Genomic DNA, 17988 nt, shown 5'->3' on the forward strand with positions numbered 1-17988 from the left:
ATTGTGAGCTTTTATATGTGCTTTAAAACCAGCGGCTACTTTTGTGGCGGGAAGTTACTTAAAATTTTAGCAACTGTTTTTCTAACCGACAGTTCACGTTGCTCAGGAGATTGGTTTTTCTTTAATCGACCATCTTCAGCGCCGCGCCATACTAACTGGTTTGATTCACGCTCAATAATATCAATAACTAAAGTGCCTACTTCGTATTCACGAGCAGATATATCGTTTTGATACCCTAAACCCCACGAGCTCCAACGAGCGCCGTAGCCAATGTTAAAAGAACTTACGTCTAGCTCTTTATCTACCGATGCATGGTAGTTTACTAGCACGTCTGCTTGAGCAGGATCGGCTAAGCTCATGCCCATTTTCTGATTAAGCTCACTGCTTATTGCGCTGCGTACACGCTTTTCCATTAACGCGTTAATTTGATAGTTATTGGTGTCTTTTGTTAAATCAGCATTTTCTACCCACGCAAAGGTTTTATAGTTAGCAAAGTTTGCTGATTTGTCGTAATCCCAGTCTGCGGTTTGCGTACAAGCAGTTAAAAACGCAAGTGCGGCTACAATAAAAATATTTTTCATACAGTTTACTCCTAATCTTTTTTATAAAATAACACACATTGTTAGGCAGTGTGATATTTAAGCGCTTAACAACAGTTTAGCTGCTATAGCTGAACCATTGATTAATTACTTAATGTTCAACTTCTATCCAGTCTTTTTCGTCTACCCAGTTTTGTGCACCGTCTTTAACTGAGCGAATTGGCACAATATAATCGCAGCTTGTTTGCGGTTTAACTGAGGCAAATATAGGGACGAAGCCAAAGCTAAGCGCGGTTTCAATAATTGCCTTTTGATTTTGCGGATCAATGTCGGCGGCTTCATCTATGTATATAGGTATACGGTATAAGTTTTGTTCCTGTGAGCTTAACAAATAGCGAATAAACAACATACCACATAATAACTTAATAGTTATGCGCGTACCGTTTGAACCCGCCGAGTCTATTTTGTCAAAGTGTTCGGTATCGCCTGCGCGATTGACTACTTCAAAACGAATATCAAATAAATCGGTGAGAGTAAGGCCAGCTTTGTCGGAGGCGAGCTTAATTAAATGATCTTTCGCCTCGTTTACTGCGCTTTCGCTATAGGGTTCTTGGCTGAGTAAATCCAGCGTATCGCCTTGCTCAAACTGATGCGAGGTACTAATTATAGTATCTATGCTATCAACTAACATTTTGCGCGGTATTACATTAATTTTAAATGCTTGCAGGTTCGAAATACGATGCTGGCTAATACCTTTATTAAAGCTGTTCATTTCGCGGCGCAGGCGGTCTAAATCTTCGCGCAGGCCCTTAATGGTTGCGGCTACTTCAGTTAGAGCCACGCGGCCTTGGCGCTCAACGGCATCGCGTTCGTTATCAATGTTATGAAACGCACTAATGAGTTTTTGATACTTACTAAACTCATCGTTTTCGTTATCAAACTTGGTAATACCGGCGTTATAAATATGCAAATAGGTATTGCGTACGTTTATCTCAAAGTTACGCAGCTCTTGGCAGTCTTTATTAAAGTGGTGCACTAGGTCGCTTAAATTATCAAAGTCTATTGTTACCTCTATCATGTAAGGGGTAACTTTGCCGCTGTATAAATCAAGGGTGTGGTCAATTCGCTCACTTTTAACTTGGCGCAAACGATCAGATTGGCGATTAATTTGCGCCTGTTTTGATTTAATTATTGAGCGTCGGTCGCTAATTGAGCCGCTATTTTTTTGAATGTCTTGTAGATAATCGTCAACCTGATCGCGCTCGGCTAACAGCTGCTCTTTTAGCATGGTTTGTGCTTCTGCCGATTGCAGCATAGTGTCAAACTGCTCTAAACGTTTAAGAGCGGCTTCGGCGCTCATTAGTTCATCGTACAAGGTGTCTTTTTCTTTTTGCTTGTCGGCCACATTTGCCGCTACATCGCGCTGTTGCTTAAACTCTTTTAAAGCCTGTTCAAGGGCGCTTAGCTGAGCAGTTAGTTGCTCTTTATTTTCGCCGCTTTGCATTTGTACAGGCGAGAGCTTTTTAAGCTTAATACTCGCACCAGGCAGTGTAAGTACGCCGCCTTTAACGTTTTCACTTAAGTGCGATAAAAATTCCCCAAACGTATCTTCGTCATCAATACTTATATCGCCATTGCTGGTGGTTGCAAACGAAAGCATGTCGGGGTTTAAAATGCGCGAAATTTCTTCCACTTCTTTTAACGACAGCTCTTCGCGCATGCGGGTAAATAAATTAAATTCCAAGTTTTTAAGTTGCAGCTTTAAGCTCTTAATTTGTTTTTGGGTTTCGCTAATACGGTAGTCAAGTGTATGCAGGCTTTGCCCTTGTGCGCTGGTAATAGAGTGCGAAAGCGACTCGTAGTCTTGCTTTAACTGGGTTAGGTTTGTTTTAAGCGTGGCTTTGTTAACCAGTTCAAATTCGTTTTTAAGTGCGTTAAAATCTAAAAACCATTGCTCTATTTGCGTTTGCCTGCGTTCTATATCGCGCGACTGCTGCACGTATAAACTTTGCTTTTGTTCAAACTCGTGTTTTTCGTGCTCTATGTTTTCAAGCGCTATTGCTAGCTCTTCTAATTGCGACTCTTGGTAGTTGTCAAAATCAATGAGTGCTTGGTCAATTTTTGGAGCATAAGCCGCTAATTTACCTTTTAGTACGGTTTGGTTCTCTAGCATCGACTCAAGCGCGGCTATGGGCTCTTGCATCGATTCAAGGGCGTGTAACTCACGTTTACTGCGGTTTACTTTGTCGAACGAGCGACGCCACACTTCATAAAAGTCGACCTTAGAGTTAGACATGTGGCGCTCAAATACACGTAGCATAAAGCGTTTTACATCGGCGGCACCGAGTTTATGTAAGTTAAGAATACGGCGAAATATTTCTTTATAAATAGTCGAATCTTGAACGTTATTAAGCGGGATCATTTTTAAGTTGATCTCGTCGTCAAATGGGGTTGCGCCGCCGGTGAGTAGGGCGTTTAGCTCTTGCGCTTTTAGCTCTATGGGGTTGTACCCAAGCTGTTTTAAATGGCTAAACAGCTTAGTGTATTTAATAATGGTTTTACCTTGGGTGTACTGCTCTAAATCAAGCTTACCTTGGTAGCAAAAATATTGGTGCGCATAACCGGCAATTTTCCCCAAACCCGCTACACCAATTACTACTGAGCCATGGGGCAGATTTGCTTCAAGCAAAATGTAGGATTGATCGGATGAAAAATAAAACTTACGGGTTTCGTCTAAATCGTGGCCATCCCACTCGGTTAGGCGTAAATCGTTAATAAGCGGAAACTGCAGGGCATTTATTACCGAGCTTTTACCGGTATTATTTGGCGCGCAAATAGAGCTGCTTTTATCCAGCGGGATCACACATTTTGCGTAACCTGCGGTATTGAGTAGGGCGAGTTTACTTAGTCCGTATAAATTTTTCATTGCTCGTCCTCTGTTAGGTAGGTTTCTTCGTTTACTTCCATTAAGGCATCTATATAGCGATGAATTGGGGCTTGTAGCATAAAGCCTGCTTCTACTTCGCGTGCCAAACCTAAGCGTACCATGCGCAGGTACACGTCTTTGCGCAGATCGGAGCCCGAAAATATCTCCAGTTGATCAAACAAGTGTTTGTTAATTTGCACTAAGGTTTGCATTAACTCTAAATCGTTTACTTCGTCGAACAAGGCGCGCATTGGGTCTTTGCCGGTGTTGGCGTAGTGCTCAATTAAAATATAAATAGTAAGCGCAATAGCACGGGATATTTTTCCCATATTGGGTGTACTTTCGTCGCTGCTAAAGTAATAAAAGCCACGGCTGTCGTGTTTTAGCTCGTTACCTAGGGCGCTAAATAGCGCACTGTAAGCGTCTATATTTTGATCCAGCTCTTGCCACATTAGGTTGTCTTGTTCGCAAATATGATAACCCGCCACTAATTTTTTATTAATTGCTTGTAAGTGGGTAAGCTCGTTTAAGTTTATTTGTGTCATGGTGATTACTCATCTGCCTTACTAGGTGTTTGCGGCTGTGAATTATAGGGATAAAGAGAAAAATACTGACCGGCAATTTTAAAGCGTGCTTTTTCATCGCTTTGGCTTTTTTCAAGCTCGTTGTCACTCACTAATTTTTGATACAAAAACAGCATTTCTTCGGCATCTAAATCGGGGTAACTTTCGTCTAAAAATTGCAGCAATGGTTGCGGCTTTTTACGTTTTGTATTGAAGCGTTTTGCAAAGCTGCTTTTAACATCGTTGTAATCGGGAATGTTTGGCGTTTGAAAAGGCGGTACATCTTGCTGATCGGGCAATTGGTATTCTTGGTGTTCAAACTCAACCAAACTTGCCATATAGGCAACTATATGGCGTTGTTGCCCCAACGAGTAACGCTGTGCGTCGCTCACAAAGTGTGGTTGCACCGCTGTTAGCATGTTGTCTACGCCATTTTTACGCACTAGCCCAAGCACTTTTGCAGCTTGGCGGGTAATTAAGTTATTTCGGCGTAGCTCTTCACGCAGCGGCATTAGCATGTCGGCACTTTTACGCAGGCTTTCGCGGCCTACTAAATGCATTTCGAGAATACGGGTACGTAATTGCTCTAGCATGCGTTTGTCGGTATATGCTTTACCCGATTGCTCAATACGCTCTATTTGCGTACTAATTTGCTGCTCTATAAGATTAAAACAGGCATGAAACTCACCGCGAATATCAACCATTTCAAGCATTGGCTCTATGTATTCGTCAAACGCTTCTATTACCGCTTTATAACGTTTTTGCAGCGATTGCACCGCGTTATTAGATTTAGCTTGCTCAACAATATTTAAAATAGCGTTTTCGTTGTGTGCGTACAGTTTCATTATTTTGCGTACTCGATCATCCATAATACGGCTAAAACGGCGTAAGTCGTCAAAATCTTCCACTTCGCCCGCGTTAGCTAAGCGATCGCCAAGGCGAGCTAAGTCCTCTACTAATACGCTAATTTCTTGTGCTAAACCTAAATGCTCTTCTTGCAGTAAAAATGTAGCAAAGTCGGCAATGGCACGGTTTATTTCAAGCTGCGAAGATTTAGCTAAAGGAATTATAATATCTTGATTTAACAAGCGATTAGTTTCTTTATAAATTCGCTCGTTATGCCATGTAGGTTGTTTGTGTTTAATGGCATTTTGCAAATCTTTAATACTAAAGTCGGCCATTTTAAAACGTTTAAATAATAGCTCTAGCACCCCCCAATGTTCGCTAAGGGTATTTAATAGCTTTTTAGCTGGGATCATAAGGCGTTTATACATCCTAGTATGTTGTTAAATAACGAGCTAAATAAGCGAGTTATTCGTAATTTTAATAGCGCTGATAGCACTATGGTATTCGTTTTTACAACGATTTAATAATAGTTTTTACCAGGTCATAGTGATAACATCCGCACCGAAAATAGGCACACGAAATATGCGGCTCTATTTTCTTCATAGGTTCAATTTTTACATTATTCCAAAGGTTGTTCAATTATCATGGTTTCCTCTATTATCCTGACTTTAATAGCGATTGCATTTTTGCTGATCGTTATTGAGGATATAATCCACGTAAACAAAGCTAAAACGACACTTTTTTTTGGTACGCTCTGCTGGATTATCTCTTTTATCTTCCCTATTAATGGGCAAAGCCCTGATACGATTCAATCACTCCTTAATCATAATATTTTAGAAATTGCCTCCTTATGGCTGTTTTTAATGGCGGCAATGACCTTTGTTGCCTATTTAAACTCAAAAGGGTTTATCGAAAATATTGTTAACCGGATTATGCCAAAACGAATTAGCGAACGTAAGTTAATGTTTTTGGTTGGTGTTTTTGCATTTTTATTCTCTTCTATTTCCGATAACGTAACCGCTACGCTTATATCTTTAGCGGTGGTTTTATCATTAAAACTTGAAGCCAAAAAGCTAATTAGATATGCCACGCTGATAATTTTTGCGGTTAACTCTGGTGGTGTGTCGTTAATTACCGGTGATGTAACCACGTTAATGATATTTTTAGATGGTAAAGTAACTATTAGCAATTTGTTATTGTTAATTGGGCCAGCATTTGTAAGTGTGATGCTGTTAGCTGCACTGTTATCAATAGGCTTAAATGGCCAGCTCGACTTTACTAAAACCAAGCAAAAACGCATTGAAAAAACCGATATTACAATTGCAGTTATCTTCTTATCTACGGTTATTGCTACCTTAACACTGAGTGTTTTATACAGTGTACCGCCATTGCTTACCTTTTTGTTTGGTTTGTCTATGATGTTTTTAGTGGCGCAATTTTTAATGCGCAAAAAAGACATAAACAAAGACATGATAGATTTTATTCGTGAAATAGAATACGACACCTTGTTGTTTTTTGTAGGTGTATTATTACTGGTAGGGGCGTTAAAAGAAGTTGGTATGTTAAGCCACTTTAGCGACCTGTACACAATAATGGCACCTGAATACGCAAACTATTTAATGGGTATATTGTCGGCAGGCGTTGATAACGTACCACTTACTGCCGCGTTATTAAAAGCAGATATAGTAATGACACAGCAGCATTGGCTGTCGTTTACTTATGCCACAGGCGTAGGGGGCTCTATGTTAATTATAGGCTCAGCGGCGGGTATTATTGCCATGAGCAAAGTTAAAGAACTGACCTTTATGAGCTACTTACGTTTGTCGTTTTATTTATTAATTTGTTACACCGTAGGCTATACAGGCTCGTATTTAATGGCAGGTTTTGTTTAATATTAGTTATTAAAGTGCTTGACAGCTAGATGTCTAAACGATAACTTTCAAAGCCCCAGTAAAGTATTGATCTTTTCAATATATTGCTGGGGTTTTGTTTTATTAGTGATTGCTAAAATAGCCATTAATACAACATTCAGAAGAGGTGCGATACTTAGGTATTTAATGTGAGGTGACGAACGCCGTTGAGCATTAAAGAGGGAAGTACTCGCCGAGAAAAATAACGCGTCGTCGTCGTTGTTTTTCGGTTTATGGGGCTGAATCCTCAAAACTGTCACCAATATAGGTGGAGAGCTTCTGGCAGTGAATTTTCTTACCTTATATTTGCTGCCAAGTTCTTCTTGTTTTATTACGGTTTGGATGCCGTGAAAGGAGACGAAATGACAACCCAATCAGTGCCACATGTAGTATTAGGCAGCAAATCAAATTATACCGTTGCTAAATTTGGCGGCACCAGCGTAGCTAACTTTGCAGCTATGGACCACAGTAGTAAAATTGTAGTAGCAGATAAAAGCGTGCGTATTGTTGCACTAAGCGCCAGCGCAGGAGTCACTAATCATTTAGTTGAGCTATGTAAAATCAACCTTAGTGAAGATGAGCGCCAAGCACATATTAACGGCGTGCTGGCGATTCAGCAGGCTATTTTAGCCGAGTTGAGTTTAGATACCGATTTAGCGCAGGGCTTTGCCCAAACGTTAGCGGCATTTGAAAAACTAGCCAGCCAAACGCTACAAACTAAAGCGCTACATGACGAGCTATTAAGTTTTGGCGAGCGGTTATCAACTTATTTATTTACTCAAGTGCTGCGTTTAAAAGGTTTAAATGCAATACGCTTTGACGTGCGCCAAGTGCTTAAAACCGACAGTCAATTTGGCAAAGCAACTCCTAATGTTGCAGCTACTGCACAAGCAGCAAGCGCATTACTTATTCCGCTTTTAGACGATCAAGTAATTGTTACACAGGGCTTTATTGGCAGCGACGAACACGGCCAAACGACCACTTTAGGGCGCGGCGGATCAGACTACAGTGCTGCATTACTGGCCGAGGCTATTCATGCTAAAAGTGTGCATATTTGGACTGACGTAGTGGGTATTTTTAGTACCGACCCGCGTTTATGTGTAAAAGCCACGCCAATTGCACGCCTTAGCTTTGACGAAGCTGCCGAAATGGCTACCTTTGGTGCAAAAGTATTGCATCCGGCAACTATTTTACCCGCCAGCCGCAGCCATATTAATGTGTTTGTAGGTTCGAGCCGTGAGCCAGAGCGCGGTGGTACTTGGATTGAGCGTGAAAAGTCGCAACTGCCAGGAATTCGCGCAGTAACACAACGTAAAAACCAAATATTACTTACTCTTAAAAGCCCCGAAATGCTATTAGCTAGTGGCTTTTTAGCCCGAGTATTTACTATTTTAAGCGAGTTTAATATTTCGGTAGATTTAGTGACCACTTCTGAAATTAGCGTAGCAATAACGCTTGATAACGCGCCTAATGCATCGCGCCCAGAGCTTGATCAGGGTTGCTTAGATAAACTTGCTGAGTTTTGCCATGTGTCGGTAGAAAACAACTTAACCTTAGTGGCGCTTATTGGCTCAGAAATACAGTTGCGCCAGCACGAAATGAACTTAATGCAGGTATTAAGTGACTTTAATATAAGGCTAATTTGCCACGGTGCAAGTAAGCATAACTTGTGCTTTTTGGTCGAGCAAGGCGAATCCGACAACGTAGTGCAAGCTATTCATAGCCGACTACTCGAAAGCGATTGCGCGGCCTAATATAGCTAAATTAATAAGAGAGCACTGCCAGTCAGTGCTTTTTTCGCTCACTACACTTATATCAAATTCGCCTACCACAGAACTACTGGCATTAAGCTGCGCGCAAGTTAACTCTGTAAACACATTAGGGCTTAGTAACTTGGCAATAGGGCGGCTAGTGGCTTTAGCGAGCGCTTCTTTTAAGGTCCAAATCCTAAAAAAGTGTTTAGCTTGATCCTCTGCATTGGTGGGCTTGGTGATCAGCGCAATTTCATCGGTATGATAAAAATGCTTTGCGAGTTTTTCAAAAGGGCGCTTTGTGCTTATTTTTTCAATATCGAAACCAAACTGGGCTTTTGTAGGGTTAAGTGCAGCGCCAACAAAACCATTAGAATGCGATATACAGGTATTAATAACGGTGTGGCTGTTATTAATGTGTAGCGCTAATTTACTTGTTTGTAGGTTAAACTCTGAGCTTATATTACATGGCTTAATGCCCGCCATATTAGGGTGCGATGTTATAACTAAATACTTAAGTAATAATCGCGTGGCTAAATACTCTTGCTTGGCCGATACGCTTTTACGGCGGTTTATTATTTGCAGCTCAAAAGGGCTTAAATAATCAGGCAAATTAAATTGGCTTATATCGAGCGTTTTAGCGTCAAACAATAAAATAGGGCTTTTATTGTTACTAAAAGGCTGATTAATTTGCAGGGTGTTTTTAAAGTAAAGTGAACTCATAAACGCTCAAAATAATAATAAATTTAATACCGATTACCTGCTTGTATGCATAAGCTGAACATATAGTGAGCGGTTGTTAGTTGTTGTGCGCGCTAGGTACATTTTTATTACTAAGGCGCGATGAAATATGGTTTAATTCACAACAGCTAAAATAATAACAGATTTGTAGGTGTATGACACAAGTGCGTGATGGTTTTCAAAGTCGACTTGGTTTTGTATTGGCCGCCGCTGGCGCAGCGGTAGGTTTAGGTAATATATGGGGTTTTCCTACGCAGGCTGCTAACCATGGTGGTGGTGCTTTTTTGCTGGTTTACTTTATTGTTATATTTTTACTTGCTTTGCCGGCTTTATATACCGAGCTGTATTTAGGGTATTACGCCCAAGCTAATCCGGTAAAAGCACTTAGGCAAGCATGGCAAAATAAAGCCCCTAAAGTAGGCGCGGCTGCAGGTTATATTGGCCTTGGCGGCGCTATTGTAATGCTTAGCTTTTATTCAATAGTGGCAGGGTGGATGCTGTCGTATGCTATTGAACCCGTAACTACATTTTTAGGGTTTAGCGGCGCTAGCGAATTTTTACACAGCGACTCTGCGCTGCGTAATTTTGTGTTTACCCCGCTTATGCTTATTTTAACCGCGAGTATTATTTTAAAAGGGGTTAAATCGGGTATTGAAACCTGGTCACGGCGTTTAATGCCGGTGCTGCTAGTATTGTTAATTGGTTTAATTATTTATATTGCAACGCTTGATGGTGCAAGTGATGGCTTTGCAGCGTATTTAATACCTGACTTTAGCCAAATACTCGACCCTAACTTAATTATTGCAGCTATGGGGCAAGCCTTTTTCTCCTTATCGCTAGGTGTGGGCTGCATGATGATTTACGGCTCGTATTTAAAACCCGGTGCTAACTTACCAAAACTGACTGCCAGCGTAGCACTACTCGATACCAGTGTGGCCTTTTTAGCTGGTTTACTTATTGTGCCTGCTATTTACGTGGCGCAGCACAATGGCGTAGAAGTATTTAGTAACGGTAAATTAATTGGTGAAGGGCAGCTTATTTTTGCCATTTTACCCGCGTTATTTAGCACCATGGGCGATATTGGCTTATTGGTTGGGTTATTGTTTTTTGTATTAATGTCGATAGCCTCGGTTACTTCTACTATATCAACCACCGAAATTCCGGTGGCGTTTTTAGTCGAAAACCACGGTGTTGATCGCACTAAAGCTACGTGGCTAGTTAGTGGCGTAGTGCTAGTGTTTGCCAGTTTAATAATACTTAATTTTGATTGGTTATTTGGCTTGGTTATTATGGTATTTACCCAGTACCAATTACCGTTAATGGGATTGTTTTACTTTGTTACTGTGGGCTGGTTATGGCAGCGCGGTAACAAACTACACCAGGCAACTAGCGGCGCGCATTACTGGTTTGCTCAGTACATACGTTTTGTTTGCCCAATATTAATGACCTTGGTATTTGCCAATGTGGCGTTTAGTAGTTAAGCGTTACTGCAAGTTATAAATAAAACGGGAGCTTTTGCTCTCGTTTTGCTTTGTTATTTAGCTGTTAGCAATAACTGATTTTCAATTGCCTGCTTTAACGTTTCTGGCTTGGTGCGCGGTGCATAACGGGAAACAAGTTGGCCTTGCGAATTAATTAAAAATTTAGTGAAGTTCCACTTTATTACTCGCCCTTGCGAAATACCTCTGGTGTGCTGCTTTAAGTAATTAAACAAGGGGTGAGCTTCTGGGCCGTTTACCATTACTTTGGCAAATATTTCAAATGTGGTATTAAATTGCGCTTGATAAAAGCTGTTAATGGCTAAATTATCAAGCGGCTCATTTTGGCCAAATTGATTGCACGGAAACGCTAAAATGGTAAATCCACTGTTTTTATAGTGCTGATACAGCTTTTCTAAAGCGGTTAACTGCGCCGAAAAATGACATTCACTGGCAATATTTACAATAAGTAGCGTTTTGCCTTTTAACTGCTTAAAAGAAAAAAGCTCCCTGTTACAACACTCTGCGTTAAATTGATAAATACTATCCATAGATCACCTACTTAATTTCCTATTAAATAAACTTTATAAAGACTTCATTCGCTTTTTTATCAACCGATTGACATAATCAGGCATGGTTTTTAAGTTATCAGTTTAATAGGTCATTTTTATGTCAATGAAAGTAGCATTTATAGGTTTAGGCGTAATGGGTTACCCAATGGCGGGGCATTTAGCAAAAGCAGGGCACAGTGTGTGCGTTTATAACCGTACTCAAGCTAAAGCTCAAAAGTGGGCTAACGAATTTAGCGGCAACTTTGCAGCCACTCCACGCGAAGCTGTAAACGGTGCCGACATTGTATTTATGTGTGTGGGTAACGACGACGATTTACGCTCGGTAGTATATGGCGAAAACGGGGTATTAGCCGGTATTAAAGCAGGCAGTATTTTGGTCGATCATACTACTACTTCAGCTACAGTGGCGCGCGAAGTGGCAGCAAAAGCGGCGTTATTAAAAGTCGACTTTATTGACGCGCCAGTATCGGGTGGTCAAGCTGGCGCCGAAAATGGCGTGCTTACAGTAATGGCTGGTGGCAGCGAAACTGTATTTGCTAAAGTGCAGCCTGTTATGACGGCATTTAGTCGTTTCAGCCAATTGTTAGGTGGCGTAGGCTCAGGACAATTATGTAAAATGGTTAATCAAATTTGTATTGCGGGTGCAGTACAGGGCTTAGCCGAAGGCTTACATTTTGCAAAGCAAGCAGGGCTTGATGGTGAAAAAGTAATAGAAACTATTTCTAAAGGCGCTGCCGGTTCGTGGCAAATGGAAAACCGTTACAAAACCATGTGGGCAGGAGAATACGACTTTGGTTTTGCAGTTGATTGGATGCGTAAAGACTTAGGCATAGCGCTAGATGAGGCGAAAAATAACGGTGCAACGCTAGCAATGACAGCCACAGTAGATGGGTATTACGCCGATGTGCAAGCATTAGGCGGTGGCCGCTACGATACATCAAGCTTACTTGCACGCATTGAAGCACAGCATAAAAAATAACGTTTACGTTGAGCCCGTAAAGTGATTTATTCACAAAGAGGTTAAGAGACGCTGCGCTTTTAGAGAAAGTGATAGATCTAAAAAGATCATTGTTGGTTTTATGTCTTCTCATTTACTTAAAACAAAAAACGCGACGCTTTAGTTATAAAGCGTCGCGTTTTTATATGCGTTGTATAAGTACGTCTAAACCAAATTACATGCTTTGTGCATAGTTATATAAGGCTTTTAAAATGGTTAGGTTTTTTTCACTGTCGTCATGCTCATGGGCTAAATTTTCAAGCGTGATCATAAAGTCTTGAGCGTTAATTGAGGGTTGATCTTCCCCGTGCATTAACTTGTTTTGACAATACTGACGCCATTGATCCAGCTCTTGCTGGTTAAGCGTTTGCGGCCAGTTACGAGCGCGGTATCTAAACAATAAAGTATTAAACTTTTTATCTTCAAAATCGAGTTTTAAATCGGCTAAGTCTTCGGGTTTTGCATCGCGAATAATCGCAAATTTAGCTTTGTCAGCATGGCTAGTAAACCCATCGTAAAGTAAATAGTCAACGTTAGTTGTTGCGCTGTAATCGCCTTGCTCGTTAAACACCTCAGTTACTTTATCGCGCAGCTCGCTATTGCCTTTTAACACCGCCAGGTTTTTTAAACATTGCTCGCGGTCAATGCCTAAACGCGCTGCATTTTCAGGTAATAACGTTTTAGCAGGTGCTAAAATAGGGCACTTGTTTAAATGCACTAGTTTTAATCCTACTGGTAACTCGTCTTCAGCTAAATCAATACGCTTGGTATATAAACGTTTACGTAATTGCTCAACACTTAAATCAATAAGTACTTGTGGGCTTTGAGTTAAATCAAAACAAATTACGGCATTTTTATTTACCGGATGATAGCTCATAGGTGCAACCCAGCTAGTACAGCCTTGCGTTGCTGGAATGCGTGAGCTGGTATGCACAAGCGGGGTCATGTTAAATACATCAACCAACTCAGCTAAGGCTTTTTTACCACGTAAACTAAAAAAGAAGTTATACAGCTTTGGCTGCTTGTCTTTTATTAGTTTAGCCAATGCAATAGTAGCGGTTACATCGCTTAGTGCATCGTGCGCCGCAGCGTGTTCAATACCGTTGGCAACGGTTAAATGCTCTAACTTAAAGCTTGGACTACCGTCTTCTTTTAACGGCCATTCAATGCCCTCTGGGCGCAGTGCATAACAAGCACGTACTAAATCAATAATGTCCCAACGGCTATTGTTGTTTTTATATTCGCGCTCGTACGGGTCGTAAAAGTTACGGTAAAAGCTATAACGGCTTACTTCGTCATCAAACCGAATACTGTTATAACCGGCAACACAGGTATTTGGCACACTAAATTGTGCATGAATTTTTGCTATAAATTCAGCCTCAACCAAGCCTTTTTTCATCGCAACTTGTGGCGTAATACCGGTAATTAAACACGCCTCAGGGTGCGGTAAGTAATCCGCCTGCGGTTTACAGTATTCAATAAGCGGCTCACCAATAATATTTAAATCAAGATCGGTACGAACACCCGCAAACTGGCTCGGCTTATCCTTTTGCGGACTAGCCCCCCAAGTCTCGTAGTCGTGCCAATAGATTGTTGCTTGATTTTGCTCTTGATATGCCATGCGTAAAACCTTGAGTAGTTAACTTTAAAGCGCCAAAAATAGCGCCAAGTTACTAAAATTATGAATTATTTAGATTATGGCATATGGGCGGGGTAGTTTATAGGTTTGAGCGAGAAAATGGTTTGTACAAGGGCTTTAAAGGCTCCATATGAAATTTTAAGCCAATGGTTTTTTCATAGAACATTAAAAAACTAAAATATTATATTAGTAAGTTGTTTTATAGTGTTTTATTTATATTTAGAGTAAATTATCTGAGAATTAAAATGTTATAGGTAGAGCTTAAATGGATTTTGAATATATTAATGAAGGCGAGTTAAACATTCTTGCGAGAAATAAGAGGCTAGATAAGTTTAGTACATTAAAGGCAATTGATTTACTCAAGTATGATGGACTTTTCATGAGTGAATTCAATAAACTAACATTACATGGTAAAAGAGTTATCTCAATAAAAGAGCCTGGAAGTTATCTACTGTTAAATTATCTATCCCAAATGCTAAATAATGTTTCTAATTCAAAGCAGTCAGATAAAGATTTAATAATTAGAACTATCATTCAATTGTTACAAGAAAAAACAACCAAATTTATTTATAGACTAGATATAAAAAAGTTTTATGAGTCAATACACCCTGAAATTATGTATAACCAAATTTCACAAGATATGAGAATCTCACCAAATTCTAAAAAGTTGATTTTATTATATTTGAATAGTGTTGAAAGTAATGGTTTTGAGGGAATTGGCAGGGGTACTTCCTTAAGTGGCAGCTTAGCTGAATATTTTTTAGAAGATTTTGATAAAAATGTAAAGAAAATTGAAGGGATCTATTTCTACGCAAGATTTGTAGACGATATAATAATTTTTAGTTTTAATGAGATTCTCAATATCCAAGAAAAGCTAACAAGCCTTTTACCTTCAGGGCTGACTTTCCATAGCAAAAGTGAGAAGTTCCAAGAGATTAGAATCGACGATGATAAAGAAAAAAAGTTTAATTATTTAGGTTACAGTTTTGAAGCAAAAAAATCTAAACTAAGTAAAATTGATATATCAGAAAATAAAGTGAAAATATAAAAAATAGGATAGTAAAATCACTTTTATCTTTTGGTGAAGATCGAGATGAAGAGTTGCTTTTAAAAAGGTTGAAGTTTATCACAGGAAATCGGAGAGTTGAGTTCAGGAATGGTAGAAGCTTTAACTTAGGTCTTTATTATAGTTATAAGTACATTGATATTACTGATTCCCTATCTTTAAAAGAAATTGATAGATTTTATAGGAATGCTCTATATTCAAAAAAATCTAGAATTAAACGGTTAATTAAAATTGAAGAAATTGAAAAGAAAAAACTGAATTTCGTCAAAAACCTCTCATTCAAAAATGCATTCATAAGTAAGCCAATATATTCATTTGAGGACATCAAAATAATAAAAAGGTGCTGGTCCAATGCTCAATAAAATAAACCAAGATGATAGTTTGAGAGTGTTGGCAACAGAGGTCACACCTTTTGAAACACCTTTGCTTTTTTCTAATACTGGCTTTTATAAAAATTATAAAGAGAAAGATAATATACCTAGTTTTTTAGTCGGGCTTATCGAACAAAAAGCAGAGGATTACTCAATCCCTTTTAATTTTAAAATTGATAAAGATGCTAACTCACATAGAGTTCTGTCATTGATCCATCCTTCTTTGCAACTAGATGTAGCTTCATTCTATGATGTGTTTTCATCGAGAATATTAAACTCATGTTCTGTAAGTGATTTTTCTATAAGGTACCCATCAAAAAAAGCTTCAAGGTACTATACTAGTGAGCACGCTTATACCGAAGAGCACTTAAAATCAGACGTAGTTGAGTTTGAATTGGAAAATAATCAGTATCAAAACTCATATTTCTCATACAAAAAATTTCAACATATAAATTTCTTTACTAGCTCTACTGAGTTTTTGTATTTAGAAGAGAAGTTTAAATTTTTATTAAAGCTTGATGTGCAAGCATGTTTCGATTCAATTTATACACATTCAATATGCTGGTCAGTTAAAGATAAAAAATTCGCTAAGAATAATACGAAAAAGAACCTCAAAACTTTTGAAAATGAATTCGACAGCCTGATGTCTAAGATTAATTATAATGAGACAAATGGGATTATAACTGGGCCTGAATTTTCAAGAATATTTAGTGAGGTGATACTCCAAGGGATAGATTCTGAAATTTATAAAAATTTAGAGAAGTTAAATATAATCTGTGGAGTAGATTATGAGTTAAGAAGGTACGTTGATGATTATTTTTTATTTTCAAATAATCTAGATAAGTTAAATATAATTGAAAGGGAAATTATTGATGTGCTTCACTACTATAAGCTTTCAGTCAATAAGAGTAAGCGAGTTTTTCAGGAAAGACCATTTTACACATCTAAAGATATTGCTATTGACAAGGTTAGGGAGTTAATAAAATCAGTTAATAACAAAATTACAGAGCTTAAGCCCATGGGTGATAAGTTTATTAGGCTTCCCTCTATGAAGAGAATAAAAAGAGAAAATGTGGTCCCTCAATTTATCAGAGATGTAAAGTCTGTTATAAAAGAAGTAGGTGTTGGCTTACTGGATATTACAGCGTATATACAAAAATCACTTGGTAAACTTATTTATTCCGCGATTGATAAGTATCAGTTTCACTCATTGAAAATTTCAAATGATGATTTTGAATATTTTGCTTCTTACTTTGATATCATACTGTACTTTTATTCTTTGGATAGAAGAACTTCAACTTCCTTCTCATTTTGCCAGTTAATAATAACTCTTAATGATTTTTCTAAAAGGAAGTCTTTAATTTACTCTCACTATTTTAGAGATAAGCTTTCTCATTATTTACAATTAAAAATATTACAGATTGATCATGAATGTGAAGAAGGCATGAAAATAGAAGTTTACAATTTGGCTTTAACACTTGAATACATATCAGAAAATATCCAAGAAAGCCTACCTAGTATTAGTTTTAATAAGCTCAATGAGTTAAAGAGCTATAATTATTTTGATTTTATATGTTTGATGTATATTGCTGGTAAAAATAAATCATTATCTCATTATATTCCAACTTTGACTATTAAAGCTGAAACTTATATGGAGAACATTATCAATGATATTGGCTTTAAATCTGCAGAATTAATACATATGTTATTAGATTATTTAAGCTGTCCATTTATAAGTTCGATAAAAAAAATCAACTACCTTAAAAAGATTATTGTTATTGGTGAGCTTAAAAATCAATTGTCACGAAAAAATGTAAAATTCTCAAAGGATAACGTGTCTTTAGAGGCTGAATTACAAGTAATTATTGATTATTCAACTAACCGTTATTGGTTCTCAAACTGGGATAAAGTAGATATATGGAACTTATTGATGAAAAAACAGTTGAATCCGACATATTGATCAATGTATTGTTATCCAGAACCTAGTATGAAGTAGTGTCGTTTAATAGCACGCTAGTTCTGCTTTCCCCATGTGGGAATCCGCCCGAGACAAACTCTTAGGGTTGGCCGAAAGGCACACACAAAAGGTTTGTGACGGCTACCATCGATGGTGGCCGTCAAATTTAATGCTCACCTTTTTCTAATCCTTTCGTCAATGGCTTAAGCAAACCACCAACTTTCTCTAATCATAAGAAAATAAACACTGTCCTACTTTGCTCATTTCGTGCCTTAGCCGAAATGATTAAAGTTGAAGTAAATGGCTTTGACGTTGAATACGAGCTAGCTGGTGAAGGTAAGCATATTATTTTACTTGAAGCGGGTGGTTCTGCAGGTTTAAGTTATTGGGATCCGATTTTCGAATTACTTACCCAACACGCTAAAGTGCTCAGGTACTCCCGTATTGGTAATGACGGTTCTGCGCAAATAAAAAACAATAGCTCAGAGGAATATGCAGCAGAGGCTTTGCTGCAATAAAGCTTGATGATGTGAAAAATGGAATGTCGAGTCAGTATTTAGGTTTTGGACAAAACGTCCACTCCCTGATTACTCTAACATTAGCTTTTTATTTTTGGTGAGTATTAAAAAAGC

Annotated in this window: 13 protein-coding genes, 1 pseudogene and 1 riboswitch; of the genes and pseudogenes, 7 read left to right on the top strand and 7 right to left on the bottom strand. The window is 38.6% G+C overall.

Annotation, left to right across the window (positions count from 1 at the left end; all coding sequences use genetic code 11):
• Nucleotides 1-35: 35 nt before the first annotated feature.
• The 4 genes from I6E78_RS10855 to I6E78_RS10870 all read right to left on the bottom strand — a co-directional run bounded on the left by I6E78_RS10855 (nucleotide 36) and on the right by I6E78_RS10870 (nucleotide 5287).
• A complete protein-coding gene (locus I6E78_RS10855; protein ID WP_197182473.1) occupies nucleotides 36-581 on the bottom strand; it encodes a DUF4136 domain-containing protein in 546 nt (181 codons plus the stop codon).
• Between the two features lie 109 nt (nucleotides 582-690).
• Nucleotides 691-3465 (bottom strand): ATPase, encoded by a 2775-nt coding sequence (locus tag I6E78_RS10860; protein WP_197182474.1) that lies wholly within the window; start codon nucleotides 3463-3465, stop codon nucleotides 691-693.
• The gene (locus I6E78_RS10865; RefSeq protein ID WP_058373159.1) at nucleotides 3462-4010 is read right to left on the bottom strand and encodes a condensin complex protein MksE; all 549 of its coding nucleotides are present in this window, start codon (nucleotides 4008-4010) and stop codon (nucleotides 3462-3464) included. Before I6E78_RS10865 ends, I6E78_RS10860 begins: the two co-directional genes overlap by 4 nt.
• 5 nt (nucleotides 4011-4015) lie before the next feature.
• Nucleotides 4016-5287, bottom strand: coding sequence for a hypothetical protein (locus I6E78_RS10870; RefSeq protein ID WP_197182475.1), 1272 nt, complete (start codon nucleotides 5285-5287; stop codon nucleotides 4016-4018).
• Nucleotides 5288-5518: 231 nt separating this feature from the next.
• Between I6E78_RS10870 and nhaD the strand changes: the two genes are divergently transcribed.
• Together nhaD and lysC are read left to right on the top strand one after the other, a co-directional pair.
• Nucleotides 5519-6766, top strand: a complete 1248-nt coding sequence (nhaD, locus tag I6E78_RS10875; RefSeq protein ID WP_197182476.1) for a sodium:proton antiporter NhaD — start codon at nucleotides 5519-5521, stop codon at nucleotides 6764-6766.
• A 132-nt stretch (nucleotides 6767-6898) separates the two neighbouring features.
• Nucleotides 6899-7071, top strand: a riboswitch (Lysine riboswitch).
• A gap of 75 nt (nucleotides 7072-7146) precedes the next feature.
• Nucleotides 7147-8538 (top strand): lysine-sensitive aspartokinase 3, encoded by a 1392-nt coding sequence (gene lysC, locus I6E78_RS10880; protein ID WP_197182477.1) that lies wholly within the window; start codon nucleotides 7147-7149, stop codon nucleotides 8536-8538.
• Here lysC and I6E78_RS10885 read toward each other — a convergent pair.
• Nucleotides 8512-9258 (bottom strand): 4'-phosphopantetheinyl transferase family protein, encoded by a 747-nt coding sequence (locus I6E78_RS10885; protein ID WP_197182478.1) that lies wholly within the window; start codon nucleotides 9256-9258, stop codon nucleotides 8512-8514. The two genes, lysC and I6E78_RS10885, sit on opposite strands and share 27 nt — an antisense overlap.
• 173 nt (nucleotides 9259-9431) lie before the next feature.
• On the opposite strand from I6E78_RS10885, the gene I6E78_RS10890 reads away from it, so the two are divergent.
• Entirely contained in the window at nucleotides 9432-10757 is a 1326-nt protein-coding gene (locus tag I6E78_RS10890) for a sodium-dependent transporter (protein WP_011327935.1), read from the top strand.
• Between the two features lie 53 nt (nucleotides 10758-10810).
• Here I6E78_RS10890 and I6E78_RS10895 read toward each other — a convergent pair whose 3' ends face one another.
• Nucleotides 10811-11305 (bottom strand): glutathione peroxidase, encoded by a 495-nt coding sequence (locus I6E78_RS10895; protein ID WP_197182479.1) that lies wholly within the window; start codon nucleotides 11303-11305, stop codon nucleotides 10811-10813.
• A gap of 118 nt (nucleotides 11306-11423) precedes the next feature.
• Between I6E78_RS10895 and I6E78_RS10900 the strand changes: the two genes are divergently transcribed.
• Entirely contained in the window at nucleotides 11424-12305 is an 882-nt protein-coding gene (locus I6E78_RS10900; protein ID WP_058373164.1) for an NAD(P)-dependent oxidoreductase, read from the top strand.
• 193 nt (nucleotides 12306-12498) lie between these two features.
• Here I6E78_RS10900 and sbcB read toward each other — a convergent pair whose 3' ends face one another.
• The gene (gene sbcB / locus I6E78_RS10905) at nucleotides 12499-13944 is read right to left on the bottom strand and encodes an exodeoxyribonuclease I (RefSeq protein ID WP_197182480.1); all 1446 of its coding nucleotides are present in this window, start codon (nucleotides 13942-13944) and stop codon (nucleotides 12499-12501) included.
• A gap of 283 nt (nucleotides 13945-14227) precedes the next feature.
• Here sbcB and drt3a point away from each other — a divergent pair, with 283 nt between their 5' ends.
• The 3 genes and pseudogenes from drt3a to I6E78_RS10920 all read left to right on the top strand — a co-directional run.
• Complete coding sequence (gene drt3a, locus I6E78_RS10910) at nucleotides 14228-15010, top strand: antiviral reverse transcriptase Drt3a (protein WP_197182481.1); 783 nt, start codon at nucleotides 14228-14230, stop codon at nucleotides 15008-15010.
• 369 nt (nucleotides 15011-15379) lie between these two features.
• Nucleotides 15380-17359 (top strand): antiviral reverse transcriptase Drt3b, encoded by a 1980-nt coding sequence (gene drt3b, locus I6E78_RS10915; protein WP_197182482.1) that lies wholly within the window; start codon nucleotides 15380-15382, stop codon nucleotides 17357-17359.
• Nucleotides 17360-17637: 278 nt separating this feature from the next.
• Nucleotides 17638-17986 (top strand): annotated as a pseudogene (locus tag I6E78_RS10920) (alpha/beta fold hydrolase); the annotation flags it as partial.
• Between the last annotated feature and the right edge of the window lie 2 nt (nucleotides 17987-17988).

Source organism: Pseudoalteromonas sp. NZS127, from assembly GCF_015864805.1.
Classification (GTDB): domain Bacteria; phylum Pseudomonadota; class Gammaproteobacteria; order Enterobacterales; family Alteromonadaceae; genus Pseudoalteromonas; species Pseudoalteromonas nigrifaciens.

Bases quoted from the DNA above. Each gene is read 5' to 3' on its own strand.
- I6E78_RS10855 (WP_197182473.1), bottom strand. From the start codon at position 581: ATGAAAAATATTTTTATTGTAGCCGCACTTGCGTTTTTAACTGCTTGT.
- I6E78_RS10860 (WP_197182474.1), bottom strand. From the start codon at position 3,465: ATGAAAAATTTATACGGACTAAGTAAACTCGCCCTACTCAATACCGCA.
- I6E78_RS10865 (WP_058373159.1), bottom strand. From the start codon at position 4,010: ATGACACAAATAAACTTAAACGAGCTTACCCACTTACAAGCAATTAAT.
- I6E78_RS10870 (WP_197182475.1), bottom strand. From the start codon at position 5,287: ATGATCCCAGCTAAAAAGCTATTAAATACCCTTAGCGAACATTGGGGG.
- nhaD (WP_197182476.1), top strand. From the start codon at position 5,519: ATGGTTTCCTCTATTATCCTGACTTTAATAGCGATTGCATTTTTGCTG.
- lysC (WP_197182477.1), top strand. From the start codon at position 7,147: ATGACAACCCAATCAGTGCCACATGTAGTATTAGGCAGCAAATCAAAT.
- I6E78_RS10885 (WP_197182478.1), bottom strand. From the start codon at position 9,258: ATGAGTTCACTTTACTTTAAAAACACCCTGCAAATTAATCAGCCTTTT.
- I6E78_RS10890 (WP_011327935.1), top strand. From the start codon at position 9,432: ATGACACAAGTGCGTGATGGTTTTCAAAGTCGACTTGGTTTTGTATTG.
- I6E78_RS10895 (WP_197182479.1), bottom strand. From the start codon at position 11,305: ATGGATAGTATTTATCAATTTAACGCAGAGTGTTGTAACAGGGAGCTT.
- I6E78_RS10900 (WP_058373164.1), top strand. From the start codon at position 11,424: ATGTCAATGAAAGTAGCATTTATAGGTTTAGGCGTAATGGGTTACCCA.
- sbcB (WP_197182480.1), bottom strand. From the start codon at position 13,944: ATGGCATATCAAGAGCAAAATCAAGCAACAATCTATTGGCACGACTAC.
- drt3a (WP_197182481.1), top strand. From the start codon at position 14,228: ATGGATTTTGAATATATTAATGAAGGCGAGTTAAACATTCTTGCGAGA.
- drt3b (WP_197182482.1), top strand. From the start codon at position 15,380: ATGCTCAATAAAATAAACCAAGATGATAGTTTGAGAGTGTTGGCAACA.